General features: G+C 29.4%; 18 protein-coding genes. 14 read left to right on the forward strand and 4 right to left on the reverse strand.

The annotated features are described in order from the left end of the window. Positions 1-5 precede the first annotated feature (5 nt). On the forward strand, positions 6-1,652 hold the full coding sequence (locus CBLAS_RS02765; RefSeq protein WP_106871325.1) for an acetolactate synthase large subunit: 1,647 nt from the start codon (positions 6-8) through the stop codon (positions 1,650-1,652). 12 nt (positions 1,653-1,664) lie between these two features. Beyond that, on the forward strand, positions 1,665-3,047 hold the full coding sequence (locus tag CBLAS_RS02770) for an aldehyde dehydrogenase family protein (protein WP_106871323.1): 1,383 nt from the start codon (positions 1,665-1,667) through the stop codon (positions 3,045-3,047). Positions 3,048-3,110: 63 nt separating this feature from the next. On the opposite strand, the gene CBLAS_RS02775 is transcribed toward CBLAS_RS02770, so the two are convergent. Next, complete coding sequence (locus CBLAS_RS02775; protein WP_106871321.1) at positions 3,111-3,356, reverse strand: helix-turn-helix domain-containing protein; 246 nt, start codon at positions 3,354-3,356, stop codon at positions 3,111-3,113. Positions 3,357-3,476: 120 nt separating this feature from the next. Here CBLAS_RS02775 and CBLAS_RS02780 point away from each other — a divergent pair, with 120 nt between their 5' ends. The 8 genes from CBLAS_RS02780 (at position 3,477) to CBLAS_RS02815 (ending at position 10,915) form a co-directional block, all read left to right on the forward strand. Beyond that, the gene (locus CBLAS_RS02780; protein WP_106871318.1) at positions 3,477-3,707 is read left to right on the forward strand and encodes a hypothetical protein; all 231 of its coding nucleotides are present in this window, start codon (positions 3,477-3,479) and stop codon (positions 3,705-3,707) included. 141 nt (positions 3,708-3,848) lie between these two features. Continuing rightward, complete coding sequence (locus CBLAS_RS02785) at positions 3,849-4,127, forward strand: hypothetical protein (protein WP_106871316.1); 279 nt, start codon at positions 3,849-3,851, stop codon at positions 4,125-4,127. Positions 4,128-4,210: 83 nt separating this feature from the next. Beyond that, on the forward strand, positions 4,211-4,546 hold the full coding sequence (locus tag CBLAS_RS02790; protein ID WP_106871314.1) for a hypothetical protein: 336 nt from the start codon (positions 4,211-4,213) through the stop codon (positions 4,544-4,546). A gap of 92 nt (positions 4,547-4,638) precedes the next feature. After that, complete coding sequence (locus tag CBLAS_RS02795) at positions 4,639-5,901, forward strand: DUF2157 domain-containing protein (protein WP_106871312.1); 1,263 nt, start codon at positions 4,639-4,641, stop codon at positions 5,899-5,901. A 2-nt stretch (positions 5,902-5,903) separates the two neighbouring features. After that, positions 5,904-6,407, forward strand: a complete 504-nt coding sequence (locus tag CBLAS_RS02800; RefSeq protein ID WP_106871310.1) for a GDYXXLXY domain-containing protein — start codon at positions 5,904-5,906, stop codon at positions 6,405-6,407. An 8-nt stretch (positions 6,408-6,415) separates the two neighbouring features. Further along, positions 6,416-7,588, forward strand: coding sequence for a hypothetical protein (locus CBLAS_RS02805; protein WP_106871308.1), 1,173 nt, complete (start codon positions 6,416-6,418; stop codon positions 7,586-7,588). Positions 7,589-8,208: 620 nt separating this feature from the next. After that, positions 8,209-9,540: an L-cystine transporter gene (locus tag CBLAS_RS02810; RefSeq protein WP_106871306.1), complete on the forward strand. Its 1,332-nt coding sequence runs from the start codon at positions 8,209-8,211 to the stop codon at positions 9,538-9,540. Positions 9,541-9,844: 304 nt separating this feature from the next. Beyond that, the gene (locus CBLAS_RS02815) at positions 9,845-10,915 is read left to right on the forward strand and encodes a DNA cytosine methyltransferase (RefSeq protein WP_106871304.1); all 1,071 of its coding nucleotides are present in this window, start codon (positions 9,845-9,847) and stop codon (positions 10,913-10,915) included. Here the strand turns inward: CBLAS_RS02815 and CBLAS_RS02820 are convergent. From CBLAS_RS02820 to glnA, 3 genes are all read right to left on the reverse strand, one after another. After that, positions 10,912-11,757, reverse strand: coding sequence for a hypothetical protein (locus CBLAS_RS02820; RefSeq protein WP_106871302.1), 846 nt, complete (start codon positions 11,755-11,757; stop codon positions 10,912-10,914). The genes CBLAS_RS02815 and CBLAS_RS02820 overlap by 4 nt on opposite strands. Continuing rightward, positions 11,744-12,001, reverse strand: coding sequence for a helix-turn-helix domain-containing protein (locus CBLAS_RS02825; protein ID WP_241517591.1), 258 nt, complete (start codon positions 11,999-12,001; stop codon positions 11,744-11,746). Before CBLAS_RS02825 ends, CBLAS_RS02820 begins: the two co-directional genes overlap by 14 nt. Positions 12,002-12,148: 147 nt before the next feature. Next, on the reverse strand, positions 12,149-13,576 hold the full coding sequence (glnA, locus tag CBLAS_RS02830; RefSeq protein WP_106871298.1) for a type I glutamate--ammonia ligase: 1,428 nt from the start codon (positions 13,574-13,576) through the stop codon (positions 12,149-12,151). 138 nt (positions 13,577-13,714) lie between these two features. Between glnA and CBLAS_RS02835 the strand changes: the two genes are divergently transcribed. Genes CBLAS_RS02835 through CBLAS_RS02850 form a run of 4 tightly spaced genes read left to right on the forward strand, consistent with a single transcriptional unit; the run spans position 13,715 to position 17,107 of the window. Further along, positions 13,715-14,977: a peptidase U32 family protein gene (locus CBLAS_RS02835; RefSeq protein WP_420912991.1), complete on the forward strand. Its 1,263-nt coding sequence runs from the start codon at positions 13,715-13,717 to the stop codon at positions 14,975-14,977. A gap of 11 nt (positions 14,978-14,988) precedes the next feature. Next, positions 14,989-15,495, forward strand: coding sequence for a 5-(carboxyamino)imidazole ribonucleotide mutase (gene purE / locus CBLAS_RS02840; RefSeq protein WP_106871294.1), 507 nt, complete (start codon positions 14,989-14,991; stop codon positions 15,493-15,495). A 33-nt stretch (positions 15,496-15,528) separates the two neighbouring features. Further along, positions 15,529-16,395: a glycine--tRNA ligase subunit alpha gene (gene glyQ, locus CBLAS_RS02845; RefSeq protein WP_106871292.1), complete on the forward strand. Its 867-nt coding sequence runs from the start codon at positions 15,529-15,531 to the stop codon at positions 16,393-16,395. Continuing rightward, the gene (locus CBLAS_RS02850) at positions 16,385-17,107 is read left to right on the forward strand and encodes a Nif3-like dinuclear metal center hexameric protein (RefSeq protein ID WP_106871291.1); all 723 of its coding nucleotides are present in this window, start codon (positions 16,385-16,387) and stop codon (positions 17,105-17,107) included. The genes glyQ and CBLAS_RS02850 overlap by 11 nt, the downstream gene beginning before the upstream one ends. Positions 17,108-17,111: the final 4 nt, after the last annotated feature.

Genomic DNA, 17,111 nt, shown 5'->3' on the forward strand with positions numbered 1-17,111 from the left:
TCTTTATGAAAGCCTCAGATCTTTTTGTAAAAGCTTTGGAAAACGAAGGTGTTGAATATATTTTTGGTGTTCCAGGAGAAGAAAATTTAGATTTATTAGAATCTATTAGAAAATCAAAAATAAAATTTATCTTAACAAGACACGAACAAGGAGCTGGTTTTATGGCAGCAACTTATGGAAGACTTACTGGAAAAGTTGGAGTATGTTTAGCAACCTTAGGACCAGGAGCTACAAATTTAGTAACAGCAGCAGCTTATGCCCAACTTGGCGGAATGCCTATGCTTATGATAACAGGGCAAAAGCCGATTAAAAAGTCAAAACAAGGTCGTTTTCAAATTATTGATATTGTAAATATGATGAAACCGGTTACAAAATACGCAAAACAAGTTGTTAATGGAAATAACATTCCATCTATGGTAAGAGATGCTTTTAAAATAGCAACCACTCATAGATATGGAGCTGTTCATATAGAACTAGCAGAGGATATAGCAATAGAAGAAAGTGATGCTAAAATTTTTCCAGTTAATAAAACTATCTTCCCAAGGGCAAGGACACATCTTTTAAAACAAACTGCAAAGATTATAGAAGAGGCAAAAAGACCTTTGATATTAATAGGAAGAGCGGCAAATACAAAACAATCTAGTGAAGTTTTAACAAAATTTATAGAAAAAACTAAAATTCCATTTTTTACAACTCAAATGGGAAAAGGTGTTGTTGATGAAAACCATGAACTTTGTTTGAGAACAGCGGCTTTATCAAAAGATGATTTTTTACATTGTGCTATTGATAGGGCAGATTTGATTGTTAATATAGGTTACGATGCTATTGAAAAACCACCATTTTTTATGAAAAATGAAGAGGGTGCTACAAAAGTTATACATATAAACTATTATCCATCTGAGGTTGATGATGTATATTTTCCACAACTTGATGTTTTAGGTGATATAGATGCAAATATGGAATTTATAACTGAGGTCATAACTCCACAAAAGCATTGGGATTTTGAGTATTATTATAAAATTTCTGATGAAATACGAAATCGTTTAAAAAAATATTTTAACGATACTAGATTTCCTATTTTGCCACAAAGAGTTGTAAGGACTGTTAGAAATGCTATGGGTGATAAAGATATAGTTACCCTTGATAATGGAATATATAAAATTTGGTTTGCAAGAAACTATGCTTGCACCTCACCAAAAACATTGCTTTTAGATAATGCACTTGCTACAATGGGTGCAGGACTTCCTTCTGCTATTGCTGCAAAAATGTTAAATCTTGATAAGAAAGTTCTTGCTGTTTGTGGCGACGGTGGATTTATGATGAATTCACAAGAGTTAGAAACTGCTGTAAGATTGAATTTAGATTTAGTTGTAGTTATTTTAAATGATAGTGCTTATGGTATGATAAAGTGGAAACAAGAGGGAATGGGACTTCCAAATTTTGGACTTGATTATGGAAACCCTGATTTTGTGAAATATGCACAAAGCTATGGAGCAAAGGGTTATAGACCAAAAAGTTGCGAAGAATTTGAAGAAATTTTGGATAGTTGTTTGAACTCAAAAGGAGTTCATCTGATTGATTTGGCGGTTGATTATTCATTAAATCATAAAATTTTACATGAGTTATTAGAGAAAAAAAGTTGTTTAATATAAAGGAGTTATAAAATGAAAATGGTTGAAGTAACATCTCCATTTGATGGAAAAAAGATAGGTGAAGTTCCTTTTACTTCTAAAGAGGAGTTGGAAAAAATAATAGATGAGGCTTATGAGAAATTTGTAAATTTCAAATACAGACTTCCAAAATATCAAATAGTTGAAATTTTAGAAAAAGCAGCCAAAATTTGTGAGGAAAATGTAGAAGAGCTTACAAATTTAGCAGCAAGTGAGGGCGGAAAGCCTTATATGGATTCAAAAGTTGAGATACTTCGTGCGATTAATGGTATAAAACTTGCTATCTCTCATCTAGGAAGTTATGAGGGTAAGCAAATTGCCATGGGACATACAAAAAGCTCTGAAAACAGAATAGCCTACACTTTTAAAGAGCCAATCGGAGTAGTTGCTGCAATATCTGCTTTTAACCACCCTTTTAATCTTGCAGTTCATCAAGTAGTTCCAGCTATCGCTGTTGGTTGCCCTGTGATTATAAAACCAGCTAGCTCAACCCCGCTTAGTGCTTTTAAATTAGTTGAAATTTTAGAAAAAGCAGGACTTCCAAAAGGCTATGCAACTGCCGTGCTTTGTGATAGAGATAGTGCTGAAATGCTTGCTTCATCTAAGAAAATTAGCTTTTTAACATTTATAGGTTCAGCAAAAGTTGGTTGGGGCTTATCTAAAAAGGTAAACAATGGCACAAGAATAGCTTTAGAACATGGTGGAGTTGCACCTGTAATAGTTGAAAAAGATGCGAATTTAGATGAGGTCTTACCAGCACTTTTAAAAGGTGGATTTTACCATGCTGGGCAAGTTTGCGTCTCTGTTCAAAGAGTTTATGCTCACAAAGATATCGCAAAAGAAATTGCAAATAAGTTGGCAAATTTAGCTAGTAAATTGGTAGTTGGAAATCAAATGGATCCCAAAACTGAGGTTGGACCGTTAATTGATCCAAAAGAGGTTAGCAGAGTTGAAGAGTGGGTGAATACAAGTGGTGGAGAGATTTTATGTGGCGGTAAAAGACTAGAAAATAACTGCTACGCTCCAACTGTGATTTATAATGCAAAAGATAGTGCAACTATCTCACAAAATGAGGTTTTTGGACCTGTTGTTTGTGTTTATTCTTATGAAAATATTGATGAGGCTATTAAAAGAGCAAATTCACTTGATGTTTCATTCCAGGCTGCGATTTTCACTAAAAATATTGACACATCTATCAAAGCAGTTAAAGAGCTAAATGCAACTGCTGTTATGGTAAATGACCACACAGCATTTAGGGTTGACTGGATGCCATTTGGTGGTGCAAAAAGCTCAGGCATTGGAATTGGTGGAATTAATTACTCTATGGAAGAAATGTCAAATCAAAAATTATTTGTTGTAAAATCAAACTCAATTTAAATATTTCTTTGCATCTAGTCAAAAAACTAGATGCAGACTTTTTTATTTTTTGATAAAAAACATTTAATCAAAAAAATCTTTTATATCAACTTGTAAAACAATTGATATTTTGTATAATTGTTCTAGATTAAATCTTTTATTATATGCATATATTTCTGCTTTTGCTATATGCCCTACTGAGTTATGTCCAATTTCATTTGCCAATTGAAGTTGGCTAAAACCTTTCTTTTCTCTAATTCTTTTTACGTTATTACCTACTTTTTTATAGAAATTATCTATATTTATTTTTTGTATTTCATAATTTTCCATATAATGTCCTATTGGTATAAGCTATATGAAAGTTTAAATTCAATATAATTATTTAACAATGTTCAATAGAACATTATTTTAAAAAATTGTTCTATTTGGAATTAATAAAAAGGATTATAATTGGTTTTTCAAAAAAAGATAATTATTGGTTCTATTGTTAGTTTTGTTGCTACTGCTCTTGGTATAGTGGCTATATTTTTTCCAGATTTATTAAATTTGAAAAAAGAAAAAATTCAAAAATATAGTGCTTCAATTTCAAATAAAAAAGAGGCAGAACTATTTTTTAATTTTTTAGATAAAATGGCAGAAGAAAAGAAAATTTTTGAATTAGATGTTTTGATGTGCCTTTAAAAGCCAGAACAAAAAGTTAAATATCATAAAATTGATAATACTTTAATTGCTAGTGATGGTTATTATGATGAAAAAAATGATATCAATACAATACACATTCAATATGTTCCTACTTTTGACCATGTTTCTTTGGAACAGTTTATGGAGGATTGTTTTGATGAATTCGGATATCAAACTAGTTTTTGTTCTGGAGTAGATTATTATTTTGATACAAAAGACTATGAAACATCTGAATGGGTTTGGGACTGGAGCAGAACATCATATACTGGAGAAAATGATTGTGGGAATAGATATGGCTATGAAGTTGCTCTATCATTAACCGGATATTTTATAAATTCTAAAAGTAGACCATTTAAAGGAAGTATAGAAAACACATTTAAAACAATTTCAGATGAGCAAGTTAGGTTAAAAAATTATTAAATTAGCATACAAAAGATTAGCAATTGCAATATAAAAAAATAGATAATTATTTTATAAAATAAAACATACTAAGGAGTTAAACAATGAAAAATATTTTATTAGGTTTGTTATTGATATTTAGTTTTATTTTTGTAGGGTGTGAAGAAGAAAATCAAGAAACACCTATTGAAATTACCATGACAAATGATTATGATTCAATTCTAAAAGTATATGTTAATACATTGCATATTGTATCTATGATAGACGAGGTTGAGGTAAAAAAACTTGTATTAAACAGGGGAAATTGTAAATTTCAAGCTTATTTTGATAATAAAAGTATTATAAAATATGGAGAAGAACAAAGATTTATGGTAGTATGTAGAAATTTAAAAGAAGTTGAAGTTTCAACTAATAAAGGAGATTGGACTTTCAATTTTTAATTCTAATAACAAACATTACGGCAAGAATACAGTTTACAATCTTTAGTTAAAATGGTATAAGTTCACAAACAATTTAAGCTAGGAAGTGCTGTATGATTGGCAAAATGTTTTTAAAAAAAGAGATAGTAAAATGGGTGGAAGATGCAACTATCACAAAAGAACAAGCTTTAAGCATACTAGGCAGGTATGATTTAAAATATGATGAGAGCGAGAAAAATTTTAGCATTCTTTCCATTTTAGGGTATCTGTTTTTGGGTGTTGCTTTAATAGTTTTAATCGCAAATAATTGGAATGAAATTCCAGCTTTTATAAAAGTTTTTGCCCTTATAGTTATCACTTCAGTAACTCACATTATAGCTTACAAAAATTCCATAAATCAGCAAAAATCAAATTTTTTCTTTTTAGCAAATTTGTTTTATGGAGCTAGCATTATACTTATAGCTCAAATTTATCATCTAAGCACATATATGCCAAATGGCGTGTTACTTTGGGCAATAGGCTCATTTTTGGTAGCTATTTTTGTAAACAACAAATGGGTAAATTTGCAGGCTTTGATTATTGCTATGATTTGGGCATTTATGGAGATAGAAGGATTTTATCCATATCTGTTTTGGGTATTTTTACTAGTTGTCATACACATTCTTTATAAACAGGAGAAAAATAGAGCTTTGTTTGTTTTGTTTGTGCTAAATTTACTATGGTTTATACCTTACACTTTGTATTATTTCACAAAAGAATACTATCTTGTCAATGCTAAAATGTTTTATTCATATGAATTAGAGCTTTATGTATTGTTTTTTATATTGTCAGCGTATTTGATATATTTATTTTTAAATTTTACATTAAGCAAATTTGAAAACAAATACCTCCAAACAACAAATTCTATGTTTATAACACTTGCTTATATGTCATCTTTTTTGTTTTTATTTGAAGATGTTTGTCTCTCTTTAATAAAGACTTTTGATCTAAATTCTAATGTAATTTTTTATCCTTTAATTGGTTGTATTTTGCTGCTAGCATTTTTACTTAATCAAAAGAAATTTTATATATCAACAGCCATATTTTTATTTTTAATCTTTGTTTTTATGATAACAAGTTCAGAGTATTATGGTTATATTTTTATAGCTATGAATTTCTTAATCTTTTTATTTTATAGTTATGTTATATACCACAGTATAATAGAAAGTAACCTTGGCTCATACCGTTTGGGCGTGGCTTCTGTGCTGATTTTTATATGCACCCACTACTATAATCTCATATCGCAAGACTATATCTCAACAGCTATATTTTTCTTTGTATGTGCAATGTTTTTACTTATTAGTGTAAAATTTTTTAAAAAAATTAAAAGGGCATAGTTATGAAAAAAATGGTTTTAATAGGAATATCTTTTCAAATTTTAGTTTTGTTTTCTTTTATCTTTTTTGCCTATGCTCCTTTGTATTTTGGAAATGAAGTTAAAGTAAGGGCTACTGGATTTGATCCAAGAGATATATTTTTAGGCAATTATGTTAGGTTGGATTATCCTGATATAAAAGATGTAAATTTTGATGAAAAAGTTGATGTGGGTAGGAAAGTTTATGTAGTTTTAGAAAAAAATGGAGATTTATATAAGGGTAAATTTGTAACTAAACAAAGACCAAAAGATGAAGTCTATTTAAGTGGCAGGACTAGTGGAGGAATTTTACAAAATGGAATTAGAATAAGATTGGATTTAAAATTTGGGATAGAAAAATACTATTTGCCAAGACAAAAGGCTTTAGATATGGAAAAGGATTTAAGAGATGCTGAAGCTATAGTAACTCTTGGGGTTTTAAAGGGTTTTGCTAGAATTAAAAAAGTTGAATTGCAAAAAAATAATTAGGAGAAAAGATGAAAAAATATATATTGTTGCCACTATTTTTAATGGTTTTTGCCATAAATGGTTTTAGTATTGATGGGCTTATTGTAGCGACAAAAGATTACACTTTTATGGATAAATGGAGTAAGATTAAATCAAACGATGGACCTACACTTGTAGGATCGGATACTATTTTCAAAAATCAATATTTTTATATAGTAGTTCCTTTTAGCCATTATGATATGAAAGATGATGGAATGGTTGATATTAGTTTGTCTATAAAGGTTGTAAAACCTAATGGCAAAGAGGCTTTTTCTGAAGGAATCGCTGATTTTTATAAACATAAAAACACGCCTAAAGATATGGTTTTGATTGGAGATGCTGTTTTAAAAATATCTTTTGAAGATGTTGATGAGTTTGGAGAATACAAAATTTATGCAAAAATTACAGATAATATCTCAGGCAAAACTAAAGAACTAAACTCCAAAATAAACTTAGTTGAATTGCCAAAATATAGTGATTTTGTGGTAAAAAATGATAAGGAATTAGGAAAATGGCTTTCATTTTATTATACAAAGCTTGAACCAGAAAAAGCATTATCAAATTTTATATATTTTACAAAAAGCAGTATTGCTAAAAAAAATAGGTTATCTTTGCATATTGCAGAGTTCTTTTTGGAAATTTTTAAAAATAATACCTTTTTGTATCCAGATATTTTAGAAGCTTTAAAAAATGAAAAAGGCTACGCTAGAAATATGCTTTTATTTTTAATATCAAATTTGGATATTGATGAGAATTTGTTTATAAATGAACTTACAAAAGATGAAAAAGAGAGTTATTTGAAGTTTAAAAAATCTCCTATTCCAAATCCATATGAAGAGATAATGCATCCAATGCAGCTAGATATGTTATGGACAAATTTTATGGCAAGCGGTAGTTATAAACCGATTTTAAAGCTTATTCAAACTTTAGACTATGTTGAGTATGATGGAGCATTAAAGACTTATAAAAATAAAAATAATAAAACTCAAAATGATAAAAAGAACGCTTTATACAATGCCATATATGGCTCATTAGTTTGGTCTTTAAAAAGCAATATGCAACAACACAAGCTAGTAAAACAATACATGGAGTGGGCATATGCACATGAAAATTTAAACGATGTTCAAAAGAGGGAACTAGGTAAAATTTTAGAAGTTAGGTAGATGTTTTTTAATTTATGTAAAATAAATATATTATTTTAAAAATTATATTTATATTGTAATTTATAATATAAATATAAAACTTCCTAACTAAAAAACTATAACCATAAAAAACTTATTTAAGATGAACTATATATTTATAGTAAATAAGCTCAAATGAAATTTTATATAAAAAGGTTTTAAAAGATATAATCTTAATGTTTAATATAATAAAATTTTTACATAAAATTTGATGTGTTCTTATTGTTTAATCTAAAAAATTTATATTTTTATATTGAATATAATGCATTTAAATAAAAATCAAAAACCTATATTCATATTTTATATAATTCATTGAAAATTTGTTTAATAGGCTAGGATAAAATTATTCCACTTTTATGAAAGGTTTGCTATGAACAATATTTTATCTCGTTTATTTGCTAATTATATTTTGCCTATAAACGAATATACTTTAAAAACTCCAGAAGTTACTGCTGGATATTGTTGTAGCAATAATACTTACTACCTTAAATAGGTCTATACATTTTTTATTATTTTTATAAGTTGTAAATTTATATTTTAGAAATTTACTCGTATTTTTATGGCGATATATTTTGTCATTGTTTTATTTTTAAGGATTTAATATGATTATTTTTAATTTAGTAGTTTTTGTTGCTTTGCTGTTTGTGCTATTTAAAATATTTCAAAGCACTAACAAATTGGGTTTAACTGTGTTTATTGGTTTATTTTTGGGTCTTATTAGTGGTGCTTTAATGCAAAACTTTTATGATAAATCAATTATAAACCCTACATTGGATTGGATAAGTATAGTTGGTAGCGGATATGTTCGTTTGCTTCAAATGATTGTAATGCCGCTAGTTTTTATTTCTATTTTAGCAGCCATTACTAGATTGCACCAGACAAAATCATTAGGTAAAGTTAGTTTTAGTGTTTTAACTACTTTGCTCATTACTACGGCTATTGCTGCTACTATAGGTATTATGATGGCTTATATGTTTGATTTATCAGCAGAGGGCTTAGTTGCTGGAGAAAGAGAATTAGCTGCACAACTTAGTGTAAATGGTAGAGCTGAAAAGATAAGCGGTTTAACAATACCTTCTATGCTTTTATCTTTCATACCAAAAAATCCATTTGCAGAGCTTACAGGTGCTAGTTCTACATCTATAATTAGCACTGTTATTTTTTCAGCATTGCTTGGTATAGCTGCTTTAAGCTTAGCTAAACAAAATCAAGAATTTGGCGAAAGAATTGCTAGCGGGGTAGAGTTACTAAATCAATGGATAATACGCCTAGTTCGTTTTATAATTCGCTTAACGCCTTATGGTGTTTTTGCTTTAATGACAAAAATGGCGGCTGTGTCTGCTTGGTCTGATATAGTGAACTTAGGTAGCTTTATAATAGCTTCTTATTCGGCTATATTGTTAATGTTTATCATTCATGGATTATTACTTTTAATCTTTAAAGTTAATCCATTTGATTATTATAAAAAAGTACTACCGGTTTTAAGTTTTGCATTTAGCTCTCGTTCAAGTGCTGCATCTATACCTTTAAATATAGAAACGCAAATAGATAAACTCAGAAATGATAGCGTTATAGCTAATTTTGCCGCAACATTTGGTGCAACTATAGGACAAAATGGTTGTGCTGGGATTTATCCTGCAATGCTAGCGGTTATGGTAGCACCAACAGTAGGTATAGATCCTTTTAGTGTTCAATATATTCTTAGTCTTATTTTGATTGTTACTATTTCATCATTTGGTATAGCAGGTGTTGGTGGTGGTGCTACATTTGCTGCTATTGTTGTATTGTCTGCTTTAAATTTACCACTTGCTTTGGTTGGCTTGCTAATATCTATTGAACCTTTAATAGATATGGGAAGAACAGCTTTAAATGTCAATGGTGCTATGGTTGCAGGCACTTTGAGTGATAGAATTTTAAATAAAAAACAAAACTAAATTATAAAAACAGATACACGATGAGCTAATAAAAAACTTATCGTGTATTTTATAATTTAAAAAGCATATTTTTTATAGCAAAAAAATACAATTAAAATTTTTTTACTATAATTATTATAATATTTTTTGTATCTCTTTAAAAAATAAAGATAAAACAATATAATTTAGTTAATATAGTACTTATGATAGAGGTATGAATATAAAATTTTAATAATGTCTAGTATAAAAAATTAAAAAATCAGAATTTAAGCAATATTTTTATTTGAAATTTGATAAAATAAATATATAAAAAAAGTAGTAAAAGATGAAAAAAATAAATGTAATAGATTTATTTAGTGGTGTAGGTGGTTTAAGTTATGGATTTTCTATAGATAGTAATTTTAGTATTTTGCTAGCAAATGAGATAGAACCAAATACAGCCAAGTCATACTCATTAAACCATCCTGGTGTAGTAATGTTGAATAAAGATATAAAAGAAATTGACAAGATGGAATTACTTTGTCACTTAAATAATAAAAATGTTGACATAATAATTGGTGGACCTCCTTGTCAAAGCTATTCTACCCTAGGTAAAAGACAGATGGATAGTAGGGCTAATTTATTCACGGAATATTGTAGAATACTTAGTATATTAAAGCCTAAAATTTTTATTTTTGAAAATGTTAAAGGTTTGCTTAGTATGCAAAATGGAAAGTTGATTTTAAAAATAAAAAATGAATTTGAAAAACTAGGATATGATGTAAAATACCAAATTTTAAATGCTTTGAAATATGGTGTTCCGCAAGATAGAGAGAGAGTAATAATTGTAGGAACTTTTGAAAAAAATACTTTTGAATTTCCACAGGCAACCTATGGCGAGGGATTAAAACCTTATATAACAGTTAATGAAGCTATAGGAGATTTGGATTATTTAGAGTCAGGTGGTAGTTCTAATAAATATTTAAAGGAAGCTGACAACGATTTTTTAAAATTTGTAAGAAAAGCTAAATATTCTTTAACTGAACACAAAGCTCCAAAAAATAATTTACATTTAATAAAAATTATGAAAACTTTAAAAGATGGTGAAACTAAAGATATGTTGCCTGAAAACATTAGACCAAAAAGCGGATACGGAAACACATATGCTAAATTATGGTGGAACAGACCAAGCACGACAATTACAAGAAACTTTGCATGTCCTTCATCTTCAAGATGTATTCACCCTAGGGATTCAAGAGCTATGAGTATAAGAGAGGGGGCTAGATTGCAGAGTTTTCCAGATGACTATCAATTTTATGGTTCAGATAGTATAAAAAGATTACAGATAGGAAATGCAGTCCCTCCACTGTTGTCAATTGCAATATCAAATCAAGTTAAAAAATATTTTAAAAATTAGGAGTAAATTTTTAAAATCTCTTTTAGTTGATGATGGAATTGTAGGCTGTTTTTATGCCACTGCACAAATCCAAAAGGTAAAGTTATAGTGGATCCGTTCTTGCTACTATAATTTATATCATTATTTTTTTTATTACAACATAAGGCTAAGGTTTTTATATCAAAGATATAATCCATATCTTGTAGATTGTCTGATTTAATTAAATTTTTATACCATATATATTTTGAATGCTCTTTAGTTTCTTTTGAAAGTCCATATGAAAAACAAAATAAAGTAATTTCAAATATATTATCTTTAAACCAGGCTATCAAGGCATCATGTATATTTTGATTATATGATTTTAGAGTTTCAGAATGAAGTCTATTGTGATTTAATTCATGTTGTTTTATGTTGTATGGATATGGGCTATTTTCATTTATAATACCATATAGATCCCTATCATTTTTCCCACTCCAGAATAAGTTTATTCCTATTTTTACATTATTGGGAATTATTTTATTAAATATTTTTTCAAAACCGTTTATAAAATTATTTTTTGTTATGAGATAAACTTGTCCAGCATCGGATTTTTTTAAAGAAATATTAATAATCATATCGTTGCTTAAATATAATTTTAAATCCGTTTTGGAATATGCTTTTCCTCCAAGTATTGTTTCAACTTGCTTTTCATTTAAACCATTAACAACATTTTTGCGTAGATAGATATTTTTATCAAAACCAAGTTTCATTAAAATTTGTTCTTGGTATGATATATTGTTTAACAACAAGTCAGACACTAAATTTTCGTTTTTGTGCCCACTATTTTTCGCATGAGACCAACCTTGAGATTTATTTCTTCTCATCATTTGTCCTCGCTTGTAAACAATTGCGTGGTTCTAGTAATTTATATGGTTCTAGTCCGAGAGCATTGGCTATTTTTTGAATGTTTTTTAAAGATATGTTTCGTTCACATCTTTCAACTGAACTAATATAAGTTCTATGCAAATTGCATAAAAACGCTAATTGTTCTTGTGAAATACCAATTTTTTGTCTATAAAATTTTACATTCAAAGCAAAAATTTCAACTAAATTCATTATAATCTCCAATTTTGTAATTATAATAACTATGATAAAATAAGTCTACAGACTATAAGTTTCATAATTATGAATGGGAATGGTATGATAATAATGGTTGATTGATTTTATGATATGAGATCGATAAATTTTATCCTAGCTAAGAGCTAGGATACCTGTTTAGCAAGAGTAGCAAGTTGCAAATTCAAATGGAGTAGGTCTAGCCTCATATGGCCAAACTTGAGTTTCAAATTTAAATCTTTGATATGTTTGGATAAAAATATCAGTCATAACGGGTTTTAAAAATTCATGCTCTCTAATTAAAGATTCTAAGGCACCTCTTAATGTATGAGGAAGTTGTTGGATACCTCGTTCGCGAATTTCATCTAAGTGTAGTTTAAATAGGTTTTCATCCATAGGACCAACTGGTTCATATTTATTTTTAATCCCATCTATTCCAGCTAAAAGTAAACTAGCAAAGGCTAGATAGGGGCAAGATGTCCCATCAGGAAATCTCATCTCAGCTCTAGTACTATGCTCACTACCGCCATAAGGAATTCTAATAGCAGCTGAGCGGTTTTGTGATGAGTAGGTTAAAATGTTTGGTGCTTCAAAGCCAGGAATTAATCTTTTATAACTATTTGTGCTAGGGTTTGTAAATGCAGCTAAGGTTCTTGTATGTTTTAAAACTCCACCTATAAAATATCTAGCAGTATCGCTTAAATTTGCGTATGTGCCTTTTTTGTAAAATAGGTTTTTACCATCTTTCCAAATTGATTGATGTACATGCATTCCACTTCCATTATCTCCATAAAGTGGTTTAGGCATAAAAGTTGCAGTTTTACCATTTAAATGTGCTACCATTTTTACAACATATTTATAAATTTGAACATTATCAGCAGCTTCAACTAAGGTCGCATATTTTACACCAAGTTCGCCTTGTCCTTGTCCAACTTCATGGTGAGCAACATATGTTTCAAGTCCAACTTGTTCTAAAACTTGAAGCATTTCAGCTCTTAAATCCACCATACTATCAACAGGCTGAACAGGAAAGTATCCACCTTTTGTTCCAGGTCTATGGCCTGTATTGTAACCATCTTTATAGTCTGTTGCGCTGTTCCAAACACCTTCTTCGCTATCTACATAATACATAGCATGGTTTATATCATCAACTATTTTAACATCATCAAATACAAAGAATTCATTCTCGGGTCCACAAAAACAAGTATCGCCTATGCCACTATCTTTTAGGTATTGTTCTGTCTTTTTTGCGATAGAGCGAGGACATTTTTCATACATTTGTTCTTTATAAATATCGTAAATATCACAAATTACTATTACGGTTACATCTGCTGTAAAAGGATCTAAAAATGCAGTTGGAATATCTGGAATTAAAATCATATCTGATTTATGTATTGGTTGCCATGCATCAATGCTACTACCATCAAAAGGAAGCCCTTTTTCAAAACCATCTGGCAACCTTTTGTAATTATATGCTACATGGTGCCAAACACCTTTTAAATCAGTAAATCTAAAATCTACAAAAACAACTTCGTTTTCTTTGCAAAATTTATGAAACTCATCTATGTTATTAACAAACTTCCCCATATATATCTCCTTTTAATATCAAAAAAGTATTTTATCATAATAGAGTTAAAAATAAATATAAAATTAAAATTATTTAGATAATATAACTTTCTTTAAACAAAATTAATATATAATGAAATACTATAATAATTTTAAGGAATGCATTTGAAAAAACCAGAGCTTTTAGCACCAGCTGGAAATTTAACAAAACTTAAAATAGCTATAAATTATGGAGCAGACGCTGTATATGCAAGCGTTGGAGCTTTTTCTTTAAGACAGCGATCAGCAAAAGAATTTAGCAAAGATAGTTTTGAAGCAGGAGTTGATTATACTCACAAAAAAGGTAAGAAATTTTATGCAACTATAAATGGGTTTCCTTTTAATGGTCAAATAGAAAACTTTAAAAAACATATTAAATTTCTAAGGGATTGTAAAGTTGATGCTTTTATACTAGCAACTCCGGGCGTTATGAGTTTAGCAAAAGAGATAGCACCAGAAATTGATGTTCATTTGTCAACTCAAGCAAATGTTATGAACTATTTAGATGCTAAAATTTATCATCAAATGGGTGCAAGTAGAATAGTTGCAGCAAGAGAGATGAATTTAAAAGATGCTATTAAGATAAAAGAATTAAACCCAAATTTGGAGTTAGAGATTTTCGTACATGGTTCAATGTGTTTTGCATATAGTGGAAGATGTTTGGTTAGTGCTATTCAAAGCGGTAGATTTAGTAACCGAGGAAGTTGTGCTAATGATTGTAGATTTAAGTATGAATTATATGCTAAAAATAGTGAAAATGGTGCTTTGTTTAGGCTAGATGAAGATGAAGAAGGCACTCATATAATGAATGCTAAGGATTTAAATTTATCAAAACATATTGAAAAGATAATGCAAACAAATGCCATAGATAGTTTTAAAATAGAGGGAAGAACAAAAAGCGAGTATTATGTAGCCTGTACAACAAGAGCCTATAGAATGGCTATTGATGATGCTATGAATGGTAAATTTGATACTAAAAAATATGATATAGAAATTAAAACTCTTAAAAATAGAGGATTTACTGATGGATATTTAGTTCATAAACCTTATGAGAGAGATGATACCCAAAATTTAACTTCAAGTTTAGAAGAGGGCACCCATCAAGTTCATGCCATTAGTGAAGATGGTGAGGTGTTTAAGACAAAATTTAAAATTATAAAAGATGAACCTTATGAGATAATGTCGCCACTTAAGAGCGAAATTTTAAATATAGATAATGAAATAGGTAAAATTTATAAAAAAGATGGCAAACATTTAGTTGAGTTTAAAAAACTTACTACTAAAACAGGTAAAGAATTTGAAGAAATTCATAGTGGAAATATTCATGAAATTTTGCTACCTGCTAGATTACCAATTTATAGTTTTTTAAGAAAAGAAATTTAAGGAGAAGAAATATGAAAGAAAAAACTTTTGTATCAATTATAATGGGAAGTAAAAGTGATTATGATGTAGTTTGTGAAGCTTTAAAAGTTTTAGAAAAATTTGGAATAGAGCATGAGATTATAGTTAGTTCAGCGCATAGAAGTCCTGAAAGAACTATAAAATATGTAAAAGCAGCAGAAGAAAAAGGTGCTGAGGTATTTATCTGTGCAGCTGGTATGGCAGCTCATTTAGCAGGAGTTGTAGCATCTCAAACTATAAAGCCAGTTTTAGGAATTCCTATTGGCGGAGGAGCTTTAAATGGTGTTGATGCACTTTATTCAACTGTTCAAATGCCAGGAGGTATGCCTGTTGGAACTTTAGCAATTGGAAAAGCAGGTGCAAAAAATGCTGCGTATTTAGCGGCTCAAATTTTAGCTTTAAAAGATGATAGATTAAATGCTATTTTAAAAGAGGACAAAATTAAGATGGCTAAAAAAGTAGAAGAAGACTCAGCAGAGATAGAAAAACTACTTAAATAGATTAATTATTTATAATAAAAACAGAGGTAAAAAATGACATTTTCGCGTATAATTTTAACGCTTCAAGAATATTGGAGCAAACAAGGGTGTATAGTAGTTCAGCCTTATGATATGCCAGCTGGGGCTGGAACTTACCATAATGCTACATTTTTAAGATCATTAGGCAATGATCCTTGGAGAGCTGCGTATGTTGCACCATCAAGAAGACCAACTGATGGAAGATATGGAGAAAACCCGAACAGATTAGGGGCTTATTATCAATTTCAAGTGATTTTAAAACCAAGTCCTAGCAATATCCAAGAGCTATATTTAAAAAGTTTGGAAATTTTAGGACTTGATTTAAATAAGCATGATATTAGGTTCGTAGAAGATAATTGGGAAAGCCCAACTCTTGGTGCATGGGGACTTGGCTGGGAAGTTTGGCTTGATGGTATGGAAGTTACTCAATTTACATATTTTCAACAAGTTGGCGGTATAACTTGTGAGCTAATTAGCGGTGAGATAACTTACGGCTTAGAAAGACTTGCTATGTATCTTCAAGGTGTTGATAATGTTTATGATATAGTTTGGGATGACAAAGATGGAAAAATCATAACATATGGCGATGTTCATAAAAGAGGCGAATATGAGTTTTCAAAATACAACTTTGAGATAGCTGATGTGGATATGCTTTTTAACCAATTTGATAATGCTTGCAAAGAGTGCAAGCATGTATTGGAGCATGGTTTGGCACTACCTGCTTATGATTATTGTATGCTAGCTGCTCATACTTTTAATGTTTTAGATGCAAGAGGGGCAATTAGTGTAACTCAAAGGCAAGATTATATTTTAAAAATTAGAGAGCTTGCAAAAGGGTGTGCACTAGCTTATATAAAAAAGGATGATAAAAGTGAAGATTAGTGAAATTTATCAAATTTTAGATGAGATAGCGCCGTTTGAAGATCAAGAAGAGTGGGATAACTCAGGACTTCTTGTAGGCTCATTTGATGATGAATTTGATAGAGTTTATGCAAGTTTGGATTTAGATTCAAACTTGGTTGATAGCTTGGAAGAAAACTCGCTTATAATCACCCATCATCCACTTATTTTTAAAGGTTTAAAAAGAATTGATTACTCTAGATATCCATCAAATTTGATACAAAAACTTATAAAAAAAGATATAAAACTTATATCTATGCATACAAATTACGATAAGCATATCTTAAATAAATTTGTAGCAAAAGAGATTTTAAGATATGAAATAGTTAGCATAGATGATTTTTTAATCAATATGGAAGTTGATATGAGTTTTAATGAATTTGTAGATGATATAAAAAAGAAGTTAGATATCCCAAATCTTAGAGTTGTTAAGACAAAAGATAGAGTTAAAAGAGTTGCACTTTGCACAGGAAGTGGGATTAGCATGCTTGGGCATTTTGATGGAGATTGTTTTTTAACTGGAGATTTAAAGTATCACGAAGCCTTGGAAGCTATGGAAAATGGCATATCTTTAATAGATATAAATCACTTTGAAAGCGAGAGATATTTTGCAATCTCTTTAAAAGAAAATTTGAAAAAAAAGCAAATAGAAGTTATAATAACAAATTCAGTAAATCCATTTACACAAATTTAAGGAA

Origin of the sequence: Campylobacter blaseri, from assembly GCF_013201895.1 — a bacterium.
GTDB classification, from domain to species: domain Bacteria; phylum Campylobacterota; class Campylobacteria; order Campylobacterales; family Campylobacteraceae; genus Campylobacter_B; species Campylobacter_B blaseri.

What these genes read in the sequence shown, in the direction of transcription:
- CBLAS_RS02835 (WP_420912991.1), top strand. Translation starts at nt 13,715, where the DNA reads ATGCATTTGAAAAAACCAGAGCTTTTAGCACCAGCTGGAAATTTAACA.
- glyQ (WP_106871292.1), top strand. Translation starts at nt 15,529, where the DNA reads ATGACATTTTCGCGTATAATTTTAACGCTTCAAGAATATTGGAGCAAA.
- CBLAS_RS02775 (WP_106871321.1), bottom strand. Translation starts at nt 3,356, where the DNA reads ATGGAAAATTATGAAATACAAAAAATAAATATAGATAATTTCTATAAA.
- CBLAS_RS02820 (WP_106871302.1), bottom strand. Translation starts at nt 11,757, where the DNA reads ATGAGAAGAAATAAATCTCAAGGTTGGTCTCATGCGAAAAATAGTGGG.
- CBLAS_RS02815 (WP_106871304.1), top strand. Translation starts at nt 9,845, where the DNA reads ATGAAAAAAATAAATGTAATAGATTTATTTAGTGGTGTAGGTGGTTTA.
- glnA (WP_106871298.1), bottom strand. Translation starts at nt 13,576, where the DNA reads ATGGGGAAGTTTGTTAATAACATAGATGAGTTTCATAAATTTTGCAAA.
- CBLAS_RS02790 (WP_106871314.1), top strand. Translation starts at nt 4,211, where the DNA reads ATGAAAAATATTTTATTAGGTTTGTTATTGATATTTAGTTTTATTTTT.
- CBLAS_RS02770 (WP_106871323.1), top strand. Translation starts at nt 1,665, where the DNA reads ATGAAAATGGTTGAAGTAACATCTCCATTTGATGGAAAAAAGATAGGT.
- CBLAS_RS02765 (WP_106871325.1), top strand. Translation starts at nt 6, where the DNA reads ATGAAAGCCTCAGATCTTTTTGTAAAAGCTTTGGAAAACGAAGGTGTT.
- CBLAS_RS02795 (WP_106871312.1), top strand. Translation starts at nt 4,639, where the DNA reads ATGATTGGCAAAATGTTTTTAAAAAAAGAGATAGTAAAATGGGTGGAA.
- CBLAS_RS02805 (WP_106871308.1), top strand. Translation starts at nt 6,416, where the DNA reads ATGAAAAAATATATATTGTTGCCACTATTTTTAATGGTTTTTGCCATA.
- purE (WP_106871294.1), top strand. Translation starts at nt 14,989, where the DNA reads ATGAAAGAAAAAACTTTTGTATCAATTATAATGGGAAGTAAAAGTGAT.
- CBLAS_RS02785 (WP_106871316.1), top strand. Translation starts at nt 3,849, where the DNA reads ATGGAGGATTGTTTTGATGAATTCGGATATCAAACTAGTTTTTGTTCT.
- CBLAS_RS02800 (WP_106871310.1), top strand. Translation starts at nt 5,904, where the DNA reads ATGAAAAAAATGGTTTTAATAGGAATATCTTTTCAAATTTTAGTTTTG.
- CBLAS_RS02810 (WP_106871306.1), top strand. Translation starts at nt 8,209, where the DNA reads ATGATTATTTTTAATTTAGTAGTTTTTGTTGCTTTGCTGTTTGTGCTA.